Annotated in this window: 7 protein-coding genes; 4 read left to right on the forward strand and 3 right to left on the reverse strand. The window is 51.1% G+C overall.

The annotated features are described in order from the left end of the window. Positions 1-127: 127 nt before the first annotated feature. Positions 128-1,084: an ABC transporter permease gene (locus tag LACZS1_RS07930; RefSeq protein WP_070651905.1), complete on the forward strand. Its 957-nt coding sequence runs from the start codon at positions 128-130 to the stop codon at positions 1,082-1,084. Then, complete coding sequence (locus tag LACZS1_RS07935; RefSeq protein WP_070651904.1) at positions 1,071-2,402, forward strand: RsmF rRNA methyltransferase first C-terminal domain-containing protein; 1,332 nt, start codon at positions 1,071-1,073, stop codon at positions 2,400-2,402. Before LACZS1_RS07930 ends, LACZS1_RS07935 begins: the two co-directional genes overlap by 14 nt. 87 nt (positions 2,403-2,489) lie before the next feature. Here the strand turns inward: LACZS1_RS07935 and fni are convergent, their stop codons facing one another. From fni to mvk, 3 genes are read right to left on the reverse strand one after another with little or no spacing between them, the layout of a single operon-like run. Then, positions 2,490-3,524 (reverse strand): type 2 isopentenyl-diphosphate Delta-isomerase, encoded by a 1,035-nt coding sequence (gene fni / locus LACZS1_RS07940; RefSeq protein WP_274804330.1) that lies wholly within the window; start codon positions 3,522-3,524, stop codon positions 2,490-2,492. Continuing rightward, complete coding sequence (gene mvaD, locus LACZS1_RS07945) at positions 3,490-4,494, reverse strand: diphosphomevalonate decarboxylase (protein ID WP_070651902.1); 1,005 nt, start codon at positions 4,492-4,494, stop codon at positions 3,490-3,492. Before mvaD ends, fni begins: the two co-directional genes overlap by 35 nt. 7 nt (positions 4,495-4,501) lie before the next feature. Then, a complete protein-coding gene (mvk, locus tag LACZS1_RS07950; RefSeq protein WP_070651901.1) occupies positions 4,502-5,437 on the reverse strand; it encodes a mevalonate kinase in 936 nt (311 codons plus the stop codon). A 122-nt stretch (positions 5,438-5,559) separates the two neighbouring features. Between mvk and LACZS1_RS07955 the strand changes: the two genes are divergently transcribed. Together LACZS1_RS07955 and addA are read left to right on the forward strand one after the other, a co-directional pair. Beyond that, on the forward strand, positions 5,560-9,099 hold the full coding sequence (locus LACZS1_RS07955) for a PD-(D/E)XK nuclease family protein (protein ID WP_274804329.1): 3,540 nt from the start codon (positions 5,560-5,562) through the stop codon (positions 9,097-9,099). Beyond that, positions 9,096-12,806: a helicase-exonuclease AddAB subunit AddA gene (gene addA / locus LACZS1_RS07960; RefSeq protein WP_274804328.1), complete on the forward strand. Its 3,711-nt coding sequence runs from the start codon at positions 9,096-9,098 to the stop codon at positions 12,804-12,806. The genes LACZS1_RS07955 and addA overlap by 4 nt, the downstream gene beginning before the upstream one ends. Positions 12,807-12,842 lie beyond the last annotated feature (36 nt).

The raw sequence follows: 12,842 nt of genomic DNA on the forward strand, positions 1-12,842 counted from the left end.
GCGCAGGGGTCTGCGTGTAAGGACCTCAGTCGCAATGGCCAAGACCGGGCCATTGCGACTGAGGCCACTTACACTCCGGTTTCTAAACGCGCCGGCTCACGCTCAGCTCACCTCACAGGAGGATCTCGTGAAAAAATTATTTTTGATTGATTTTCTATGGATCGGCTTGGCGATTTTGGCTGGGTTGGTTTGGTCGCAACATGATCAAAATGAATATGCCAGCCAGCTGGATCATCTTGGTATGTCTGAAATGGCGCAGGAATATGTCACGAGCAGTTCGCGAAGTGTGACGAAGGCGATGGCTGAGCTTGAGAAAACCGATTTTTCCGGTTACCAGGTACAGTTTGTGACGAAACAGCTGGTTTACGTGTATCAGCGCGGGTCGGTGGCCAGCCTCCCCGTTGAAACCGGGCAATGGTTTTCAACGGGGGACTTTGCCTCAAGTCTGCCCGTGGCGGTGGTCGGCCATGATTTAGCAGATAAGCTTTATACCGGCAGTAATAATCAACGTTATCTGAGTGTTAACGGCCAGTATATTCCGGTTATGGGAACAGTCGGAACGCGCAAGGGTAGTCCCCTTAACAAGGCGGTTTTCCTGAATGCCTCGCCGAGTATGGCCAATGCAGGTCTGACTTTGAAGCAGGTTAAAATTTATGTCGATGGCGCCAATCAACATAGTAAGACTTTGAAGACTATTTTACGGGCGAGCCGTGTCCATCGGGTTCATTTTAGCGACAGTGATGCGGCTACCTGGTGGCGCGCTTATGGGCAAACTGCTTTATTCTGTGTGTTACTGCTAATGGGAGCAGGAATCTTAAGTTTATTGATGGTTACACTGATCGGGCCATTACAAACATCCGGCTTGGAAATCAACATGCGCGCCAGATATTTACGCGGTGTTTTATCCAGCTGTGCCAGTCATGTGGGCATTAGTCTGTTTCTCGGCGGTTTGTTTGCCAATTGGTGGTTCTACTTTACCACCCGGACCAATATCTGGAGTTTTCTGGTTATTTTAACGATCGCCACTATTATTTTCCTGCGTTACTTAATTCGCAGAAAGGATCGAACAAGTGCAACTACCTGAAGCTTTTAAAGAAAAATATACGCGGCTATTAGGTGCGGATGCGGCAGCTTTTTTGGCAAGTTTTGATGCAGAACCGGTGAGTGGCTTCCGGCGCGATCCTGCCAAACCCTGGCCACTGGATGAAGCAACGGATGATCCTGTTCCTTGGAGTCCTTGGGGATATTATGGCAAAATTGCCGGCAATGACATTGATCACGTTGCCGGTCTGGTTTACAGCCAGGAACCCAGCGCTCAGTTTGTGGGCACGGTCGCTGCGCCACAAGCAGGTGAACGGGTGCTTGATCTTTGCGCTGCTCCCGGCGGCAAGTCGACGCAATTGGCCAGTTATCTGGGCGATACCGGCTTGCTCGTCAGCAATGAGATCAACCCGGCCCGATCCAAGGTGCTATCCGGCAATCTCGAGCGCTGGGGCAGCCAAAACATTCTGGTGACCAATAATGATCCTGATACGCTGGCGAAGGCCTGGCCGCAAACGTTTGACCGGATTTTGGTTGATGCACCGTGTTCGGGCGAAGGTATGTTTCGCAAGGGTCCGGACGCGGTCCAATATTGGCATCGCGATTATCCAGCCGAATGTGCTGCCAGACAGAAGCAGATTCTGCAAGCGGCCGTTAAAATGCTGCAACCCGGCGGCGAACTGATTTATTCGACATGTACCTTCAGCCCTGAAGAAGATGAGCAAATCATCGCATGGTTACTGGCAAACTATGACATGACAGTTGAGCCCATCAAAACCTATCTGGGAATGGAAGCCGGGCGACCGGAATGGGCCAATGGCAACCCAGAGTTAGCCAAAACGGTGCGCTTATTTCCCCATCGGCTGCGCGGTGAAGGCCATTTTGTGGCTAAATTGCGCCTAGCTGGTGAAAAAACAGTGCACACCCCTGCAAAGGCTTCGGTAAAACCATTGGCGAAGCCGGCAGTGGATGAAGTTCATGACTTTTTCGCAACCAGCTTAAATCAGCCGTTAACCGGTCAATTATATCGCCACGGTGACTTTTTGTCGTTGCTGCCGGCAACCATGCTGCCGTTTAACCGGGTAAAAGTGGTGCGGGCAGGGTTGGAACTTGGCAGTTTTCGCAAAAAACGTTTCGAACCCAGCCACAGTTTGGCCACTGCATTATCGCCAAATACGTTTCAAACCGTCATCGAGGTTGACCAAGATGGTTATACCCGCTATCGTCATGGGGAAACTTTATCGACAACCGCCACTGGTAAGCGATTTGTGTTACTCACGTTTGAACACAAACCGTTTGCGATCGGCAAATTGGTCAATGGCACCATCAAGAACTTTTATCCAAAAGGGCTGCGTGTTTAGCCAGTAACGGTATTAAAAAAGATGATCCAAGAGTTTGATTTTTGACTCCTGGATCATCTTTTTTGTCGGTCCCACTGTTGTTAAAGGTCAAATCGCCGGCAAATTGCGAGCGCGACGATAATGCTCCAGTTTGGTGCCGAGAAGGGCAGGAGCAGTTTGCAAGGCTTGCCAGTTTGTGACGCCAAGCAGCGCATAGAGTTGCCGGATTTGGTGTAGAAACTCCTGAAAATAAGCGAGCGTTGCGGCATAGCCGGTTTGGATCAAGTGATGCAACACCAGCCCGCTAATCCCGACCGCATGAGCACCTAGTCGCTGCGCTTTAACCACATCTAGCGGCGAACGAATGCCACCAGTCGCCAGAATTGTCAGCGGCAAGCCACGGGCCTCAAGTAAGGATTCAGTCGTTGTTTGGCCCCAGTCCCGCATATACGCAAAGTCCTGCTGCGGCCGGCGCGCATTTTCAATCACCGCGAAATTGGTGCCACCGCGACCGCCTAAGTCGACATAGCGGATACCCAATTGTTGCAAAGTCTGCAAGTCTTCGCGAATGAACCCGTTACCGACTTCTTTTGCCACCACCGGAACGGAGACTCCCGCTGCAATCGCCTGAATGTTGTCCTGCCATAAAAAGTCGCGATCACCTTCAGGCATAACAACTTCCTGCGCCGCATTCAAATGCACCTCTAGCGCATTCGCGTGCAACATGGTCACTGCCTTTTTGGCCGCGTGTACATCATGACCGGCACCGATGTTAGCGAGAAGAAAGCCATCAGGGTTGTGCTTTCGCAGTGTCGTGAACGTTGAGCTCAACTCGGGATCATGCAAGGCGACTGACTGCGAACCACTGGCAATTGCGACACCCAACGCATTAGCCAATTGACCGAGTTGGGCATTTAATTTGCCGGTTTGTGGCGAACCGCCAGTCATCGCGTTAATATAAATCGGCCAGCGCCACCCAAAAGGTAACGGGGGCGTCAGATCAACATCAGCTAAGGCCGTTTCCGGGAGTGCACGATGAAGCAGCCGGATTTGATCGAACCCGGCATTAGCATCGGCTTTGAAATATTTCTCCGCCAAGAAAACATGTTCATCCTTGCGATGTGATTGCTGACTCTGTGTCATCAAATTGCTCCTTTGTGATCACCTGGGCATCTGGGCCAAGTTGGGTGCTGAGGATGCGATCACCGAAAGCCGGCCGTAATGCGGTCATGAGCACATCCACATAGGGTGCCGTTGTGAGAATTTTGACATTAGGTCCCGCATCCATGGTGACGAAGGCCGGAATACCAAGCCGGCGCTGTTCCTGCACCAGTTGCCAGGCGCGTAAGGTTTCTGGCAGGAAATAGGTAAATGGCGGCTCTTCAGCCATGATTGCAGCATGCATGCGCATACTGGACAATTCTGTGAGCGCCCCGATGGTAGCAAAATCGTCTTCCGCCAACGCCGTGATCATGGGACTTATCAAGGCTTCGTTAGCCTGCACCCACGCTTGATAATAAGGACTGGTGGCAGCGGTATTGGCCATCCCGGTGCGGGAACTGACCGCTTTTTTCTGATCCGAAACGGTGACAACCAACATGCGTAACGGCAAAGTCGGTTGAATCGCCAGGGGCTCAGCAAATGAAGAGGCATCGTCAAAGCCACGATGCCAGATGACGGCACCACCAAAAATCGACCGGGTTGCTGAGCCGGATCCGCGCCGGGCCAAGCGAGATAAGTCGATCGGGGATAAATTTAAGCCAGCAGCACGACTGGCAGCCAATGCCAATGCCGCAAATGCCGAGGCAGAACTGGCCAAACCGGCAGCAGTTGGCACGTGGTTCAGCGAGATCACTCGAGCGCGGGCTTTAATATCGGCTAACTTTCGAACATGATCCAAAAATCGGCTAACAGCAATAGGTGACTGTGGTTGATCGTTGAGGATAAACTGATCCTCAGACAATGTCGCATCAAACGTCACCGCTGTATCTGTATAAAAATCGTTCAACGTCAGGGAAATACTGCTCGTCGCCGGCAACATGAGCTGCTTGTCAGCTTTACCCCAGTATTTAATCAGTGCAATATTCGTATGTGCACGTGCGTAAATTGTCATAGGTGCCTCATTTCGTTTCAAAGTGATATTCCCAGACTTTGACCGCATTAGCTGCTTTAAGCGCCTGAATAATCGTCGGCGCTTGGTCTTCAGCGGCCAGGGCAATCATGCAGCCGCCCATGCCGGAGCCGGTTAATTTGGCTCCATATGCACCATGATTGATGGCGACATTAATCAATCGATCCAGCTCCGGACTGCTGACGCCAAGCGCGGCCAAATCAGCCTGATCGCGGTTCAAAAGTTGTCCTAACGTGATGATATCATCCTGCGCCAAAGCTAATGCTGCCTGGCGAACCGCGGTGCCGATGTCCGTAATAAGCGGTCGATAAACTTTAGGCGCCTGTTTAAGCTTCTGCGCGACAAGATCGACCGCGACTTTGGTTTGACCCGCAATGCCGGTATCAGCAATGAGCAAAACACCATTCCGCGGCATCATGATTGACCGCAATGATTTGCCACGAACAAACCACTGCGGCTTTTCGGCACTGGCCGTTGCTGCGTCCAAACCACTGGGATTGCCATGTAGCGCTTTTTCGGAAATATCGGCCCAGTTCAACAACGCCGTGCGCGTTAACGGCGTCTGAAACGCATCGTAAAAGGCCCGCACGACCGCCACCGCAGTTGCAGCTGACGATCCCATTCCTCGCTCAGATGGCAGGGCACTAGTAATGGTGAGGTGAAAGCCTTGCTCACTATCATCGAAGAACACAAGCAACCGGCGAATCAGCATGGCGATGCCGGCAAAGTTGGTCAGCTGGCCAGCATTCAAATCACCGGTAAAAAAAGCAGACGTAACTTCTTGGCGACCATCAGGCAGCGGTGCCACTCGCGCTGACAAGCCGATACTTTTGACTGGAAGCGCAATAGCCGGTTCCCCATAAACGACCGCGTGCTCCCCGATAAGAATAATTTTTGCGTAACTTTTACCCGTCCCGATTTCCATATAAACACCTCATTAATATTCTTTACTTATGATAGCGCAAACCCCGATCGGACACTACTTAGTTATGCTAGACTAAAGCATAAGTCATCATCACCATTGATTGAAACTTGAGGAGGCACAGCATGGGGCTGCAATTTATTTTAGGTGACGCAACACGGGATCATGCCCAAACCATGGCAGCCATGATCCAGGAACAACTCGCTGCGGATCCGCAAAATCAGATTTTCTTTTTAGTGCCGAACCATATTAAATTCGAAGCAGAAATCGATCTTCTCAAACGCTTGCGCCAATTGCAACAAGGTGAGGCGAATGCGTACGCTCAGAGTCGGGTGCAGGTACTGTCATTTTCGCGTCTGGCTTGGTTTTATTTGAAAAACACGCCACTTTATCAACAACCGCGGCTTGATCAGGCAAGCAATACCATGTTGGTGGCCAAAATTCTGGCTGATCGGCAAGACGACCTGACCATTTATGCCGGCGAAGCGCAACACACCGGTTTCGTGACGCAACTTGCCGATCAATTAAGCGAGTTGATGATCGGCCGAATTACTGCCGAAGATTTGATGCATACGGTATCAGCCTTGGCTCCCGGTGATCGGCATCGCGCGAAGTTGCGTGACTTAGGGATCATCCTTGACCAATATGAAGCAGAAATCGGCCCTTATGCCACAACTGCAAGCTTACTGAGTGGCTTGCAGCAAGCCATGCGCACGCAGGATCTAAGCCATACGTTTATCTATCTCAATCATTTTAATGTGTTTTCTGCTTCTGAGTCTGCGTTAGTCGAAACCATGCTCGAAACGGCCGCCGAGGTAACGCTCGGGTTAGTGTTGAATAAGCCATATCCGCTTAATCCGCCAGTTGCTCCGAACTTATTTTTACCCGCCGGTCGACTTTACCAACGGCTTTACCAAAAGGCAAAAACGCTGCATGTTCCAATTCGTCCGGATCGCTTTGCGGCACCGCGTCAAATCAGTCGTGGCATGCAACAAGTTGCAAATTGGTGGGAGGCCAATACTGACCTGCAGCCACCGACAGCACCGACTTCTGAAACCGCTGAGCAAATTCATCTGGCCATCGCGACCAATCCGTATCAGGAACTGCGGCATGTGGCGCAACATATTTATCGCGCGGTTCGGCACGGTGCGCGTTATCGTGATTTTCTGATTTTAGCACGGCGACTGGAGCCGTATGCAACTGTGATTCCGGCAATTTTTGCCGAATTTTCGATCCCGCAGTTTACCGATTTGCAACGGCCGATGAAGGACCATCCGCTAGTTGTCTTGATGGAAAGTCTGTTTGCGATTCAAAAACACGATTACCAGTATCAGGATGTCATGCGTCTGCTGCACACAGAGCTATTGCTGCCGGAAGGAATGTCACTGGCCGAATTTCGGGATGCCGTTGATACGACGGATAATCACCTGGTTCGTACCGGCATTGCCGGCAAGCAGCGGTGGACGCAGGCAGCGGCATGGCGTTATTTTCAACGTAATCCCGACGCCGATGACCCGCAGATGGACCCAGAAGCTGCCAAAACCGCGCAGATCAATGCCATAAAAACATTAATTGCCCAAACCGTGCCAACGTTACTAAAACAATGGCAGACCGCCAAAACCGGAGCGGAGGCGGCAAGCGACCTGTATCGCTGGTTGGACGCAAATGGCGTTGTTGATCAACTAAGCGCTTGGCGGCAAACTGCCAGTGACGAAGGTGATCTGACCCGCAGCCGCGCCCATGAGCAGGCGTGGACCACTTTTACCGCGTTATTGGACGACTATGTCACTATTTTGGGCAATGCCAAATTTGACCGGGAGCAGTTTCACGAATTGCTGGCCGCGGGATTTGCCAGTGCCACGTACACCCAGATTCCGGCAACGCTTGACGCGGTTGTCATTTCCGAAACCGGTTTGGTGCGGTTAGCGAAGGCAAAACACGTTTTTGTCATTGGCGCAACCAACACGGCCATGCCAGATGTTCCCACTGATGATGGCGTGTTGAACAGTGAGGAGCGCCAATTGCTGGCTGCCCAGCTCCCGGATGATCGCTTCTTACCTGAACAAGGCCCGGCAACGACTTTAGGCGATCCGTTTATCAACTATCTTGGTTTTATGGCAGCGTCAGACGAATTGACGTTGAGCTATCCGGTTCAAAATGCCCAGGAAAACAGCGAAAATCAGGCCTCACCTTATTTTCAGCAAATGGGGAATGCACTGCACCTAACGCCAACCGCTTGGGCACCGGTTTCGCTGACAACGCCGGTCGAAACCGTTTTAGGCAGTCCGCGGGCAATGTTGAGTGACTTTGTACGGGCCGCCGGTAATGCCCAACAACAAAAACTGCCATTGGGCCAAGCGTGGCAAAGCGTTTTGGCGGCGTTAAAACAAACCGATTTGGCAACGTTATCCCGCCGCCTCGCTGGGAGTCTCACTTATCAGAATGATCCGGGGCACCTTGATCCGGATTTAGCCATCCAACTTTATGGGCGGGACATGAATGTTTCGGTTTCCCGGCTTGAAACTTACTATCTGAACCACTTTGAATATTTTCTCAAGTACGGCTTGCTCCTGCAACCGCGTCCGGAGTTTGAACTTTCACCAGCCGACACCGGCAGTCTGTTCCATGCGGTGCTGGATCGGTATTTGACCCAACTACGCGAAGAACATATGACATTGGCAGATGTTGACCCATCTGCTATCAGCGCCGCCGTTCCGCCGCTTGTTGAAGACATTGCCAGTCAGCCGGGTTATGAAATTCTCGGCAGTACGCATCGCATGCTCTATCTGACCAGACGTTTAAGCCAGCTACTGATCCAAGTACTGGTTAACATGCGCCAGCAACAACAACGCAGCGGTTTTCGTCCGATGCGCACCGAATTGCAATTTGGCCGGATCGGGGACACCAAAGGCTTACCGGGATTATCCTGGCCGTTGCCGCATGGTGGGCGCGTCAACGTCCGCGGCAAAATCGACCGCTTAGATGTTTATCGCGAACCGGATGCGCGCCGCTTTATCATTGTTGACTATAAGAGTACCCAGCATCGGTTTAATGACAGTGATGCCTATTACGGAATTGCCTTGCAAATGCTGACGTACATTGAAGCCATGACAAACGTTCCTGTCGACCCGCCGTTTGTACCGGCCGGCGCACTGTATTTCCATCTTCAGGATCCAACGCTTCAATACACGCCGACTTTGGAACCGGTCATTGAGCGGCTCAAGAAATTCAAATATTTGGGTTTTCTGGTTGCCAATCATGGTGACGAACTCGCCGCGGTTGATCGTACGATTTCACCGGAAAGTGGCGGCGCCAGCGAGGTTGCTCCGTTAGGGTTTAAAAAAGATGGCAGCTTCAACCGTAGCCAGTCGAATATTTTAACGCCGGATGATTTACGCGCCTACTTGGCACACAATCAAGCGCTGATCATCGATGCGGCCACTCAAATTCTCTCCGGCAATATTGACCTGACGCCATTCCAATACGGTCAATCCTCAGAAGTCGTCAGCCGCAGTGATTACCAAAGCATCATGCTTTTTGATCCGGCAACCGGTTTTGACCATTATCACCATGTTCCTAAATTAAAACGGAAAGATGTCATCAACCGCCTCACAACGGACCCTAAGCAGACGCCAGATTCTAAAAAGGAGACACCGCAATCATGACAAAATTTACTTCGTCTCAACAAGCAGCGATTGAGCATCATGGCCATGATGTGCTGGTTTCTGCTTCTGCCGGCAGCGGCAAAACAACGGTGTTAGTTGAACGGATTATTCAAAAGATTCTCAAACAGCATGCCGATATCACCAGAATGTTGATCGTCACTTTTACCCGCGCAGCAACCGCCGAAATGCGGACCAAAATTCAATCGGCGTTAAAGCAGACCCTGACGCAAAAACGGCATGAACTTAATGCAGAGGACCGCCGCCATTTAGCCAATCAGATTGCGATGGTGAATGCGGCCAAAATCAGTACTTTGGATGCTTTTAGCCTGCAGATTGTCCAAACTTATTATTACGTCATCGATCTCGATCCTGGTTTTCGGTTACTCACGGATGAAACAGAACGTTACATGTTGCAGGAACGCGTCTGGAATGACTTACGCGAACAGTTCTATGCTGGTGACGATGCCGCGGCTTTTGAACAGTTAACGGCTAATTTTAGCGGTGACCGGGATGACAGTGGCCTCCAGGATTTGATGTTTGAGCTAATGCGTCAAGCAGCGGCGACGACTGATCCTCAAGCCTATTTGCGTCAGTTAGCCGAACCTTATGCACCCGAGGCATGGGAGCAAACCTTCAACACCCAAATCTGGCCGCGGATGAAACAGAAATTACTGCAAATGACCACGGATCTCACCCAAGCAGCAGCGCTGGCCGATCAATTACCCAATCCGATCTGGCATCGCCAAATCGAAGCTGATCTGGCGCCACTGCAACATTTATTGGAAAATGCCGCCCCGACTTATGACACAGTCCGCGATGTTTTGGTTGATCATCAATTTGCAAAATGGTCGGGCGTTAGGAAGGGGCTGGATGACAACGATCAGGCGACCAAAAAAGCGGCGAAACAATTACGTGACGCGGCCAAAACCACGTGGCAAAAACAAGTCGCCCCGGAATTTGCGCTGACAGGTGAACAAATCAAGGATCTGCTGCAGACGGTTCAGCCAATGATGCAAATGCTGACAAAAGTGGCACTACAGTTTTTGGCGGCCTTAACCGCTGAAAAAGCAGATCGTCATGTCCAGGATTATAGCGACATCGCTCACAACGCATTACGAATTCTGCAGCAGCAAGACCCCCAAACCGGCGCGCCGATTGCCGAGAATTATCGTGCTAGCTTCGATGAAGTGATGGTGGACGAATATCAGGATATCAGCCCGCTGCAGGAGGCATTACTAGCAGCTGTCAGCACGACTAACCCAGGCGACAGATTTATGGTGGGAGACGTCAAGCAAAGCATCTATGGCTTTCGATTAGCCGATCCGCAACTCTTCATTCACAAATATCAGTCTTTCGCCGATCAGCCCAGTGATCCTACCGCTCCTGAACGGATTATTCTGGCGGAGAACTTCCGCTCAACCAAGAATGTGTTAGCATTCACCAATCTTATTTTCAGCCAGATCATGGATCCCGAGGTAGGGGACTTAAGCTATGATGATCGCGCCGCCTTGAAGTATGGGGCCGTGGATTACGACGAATGCCATCCGGCGGTCAAAATGCTGTTATACAGCAAGGCCACCTCAGATGAGGATGACGAGAGTACTGATGCACCTGATTTGCCTGAAAGTGAAGACGATGATGAGCCTTTAGATGTCGCGACCGGTCAAACCCAAATGGTCATTGCCGAAATTCAGCGGTTGGTTGAGGATCCGGAGGCAAAGTTATGGGACCGGGCAAGTCAAACTTACCGCCGTATCCATTATCGTGACATCACCTTGTTAACCCGCCAAACCACGCAAAACAGTCTGATCCAGACACAGTTTGCTGCAGCCGGTGTGCCCTTATTCGTGGCGGATACGAAGAATTTCTTTAAAACCACTGAATTGATGGTCATGCTTGCGTTGCTTAAGATTATTGACAACCCTAAACAGGATATTCCATTAGTTGCCGTGTTGCGTTCGCCGATTGTCGGACTGTCAGCGGATCAACTAGCGCTCATTCGCTTAGCAGCCAAACAGGTTCCTTACTATGATGCGGTCACTGCCTTTTTGGCTGCGACACCGTCCACGCCGCTAGCCAAGCAAACGCACGCAACACTCACACAATTTTTCCAGCAATTAAAGCATTTTCGCGACCTTGCGCGGGAAAATGATCTTGTGACCTTGCTATGGGCGATTTATCAAGAAACCGGTTTTCTCGATTATGTCGGTGGAACCCCCGGTGGCAGTCAGCGTCAGGCCAATCTGCAAGCCTTGATTGATCGGGCCCAGACGTATGAGTCAGGTGGATTTAAGGGCCTGTTTGCCTTTATTCATTTCATCACCCTCATGCAGAAACAGGATCAGGACCTCGCCACACCTGCCCAAGTCGATCCGGATCAAGATACGGTTAGGTTAATGACGATTCATAAAAGTAAGGGCCTCGAATTCCCGGTCGTTTTTGTGATGCAAACCAATAAACATTTTAATCGGCGCGATCAACGTGGCGCGGCCATTTTGACTAAAAATGGCATCGGCGTTAAATGGCTGGATCCGGAAACCCGGGTTGAATACGAATTACCGCAGTATCAGGCCGCAAAAGCCGCCCGCCAGAATCAGACGCTTGCTGAAGAAATGCGCCTGCTGTATGTTGCCTTAACCCGAGCGCAGCAACGTCTATACGTTGTTGGCGCAACGATGAGCGGCCAGCAACTGACATCTGCCGACAAGACAGTCGCAAGGTGGGCTAAAGAAGCAGAAGGCGAAGAACTGGTGCTGGCTCCCCAAGTTCGCAGCGCGGCAACGAATTACCTGGATTGGATCGGCCCAGCATTGATTCGCCATCCCCAAGTCAAAGGTTTAGCCGAAACTACCGTAAAGCCAGCGCTCATCGGTGATTCAACCGAATTTGCCATTGAAATCGAGGTTAATCCGCAAGTTAAACCGGCGGTCACCACTACAAAATCGGCTCCGGCTGAAGCGCCGTCACTCGACTTAAGCAACTGGTTCAAGCAGCAGTATCCATTTCAGGCCGCGACCACCACTGCCGGCTTCCAAAGTGTTTCTGAAATCAAACGGGCCTTTGATGACCCGGATACGATGGAATTGGTGAGTGCCGATCGGTTTTTGGGACCACAAGCACCGCTTGGAGATCTAACCGCACCGGCATTTCTGACCCAATCGGCAGGTGGCGTCAGTGCAACTGCTGTCGGCACGGCCACCCATTTGTTGTTGCAACTGATAGACCTGACACAACCGGTGACGCATACAAGTCTTGATGAACTACGGCGCCATCTGATAACCACGGGCGCTATCCCTAAGGAAGTAGCCGCCCGCATTGATTTATCCGCACTGGTGCGCTTTTTTGCGACTGACTTGGGTCGCCTGCTGCAAGCCAAACCGCAGCAGGTTCATCGAGAAGTGCCATTTTCCATGTTGTTGCCGGCAGATCGGTTATTCGAAGGCATGAAGGATGACCCCGGCGAAGATGTTCTGATTCACGGGATCATTGACGGTTATGTCAGTGATACCGATGGGGTGACACTTTTTGATTATAAAACGGATCACGAACCTAATCCTGAAGTATTAGTGGCACGTTATCGCGGTCAGCTGAATCTTTATGCACAGGCATTGACCCGGCTGCAACCCAACCCGGTTAATCATCGTTATCTGGTTTTGTTGCGGACCGGTACGATTGTTGATTTGGTGGCGAACCCAATCGGGAAATAGTATGATAGACGCAGTATGTTTAGACAGGAATGGATA

It is taken from the genome of Lacticaseibacillus zeae subsp. silagei (assembly GCF_030770335.1).
GTDB lineage: Bacteria > Bacillota > Bacilli > Lactobacillales > Lactobacillaceae > Lacticaseibacillus > Lacticaseibacillus zeae.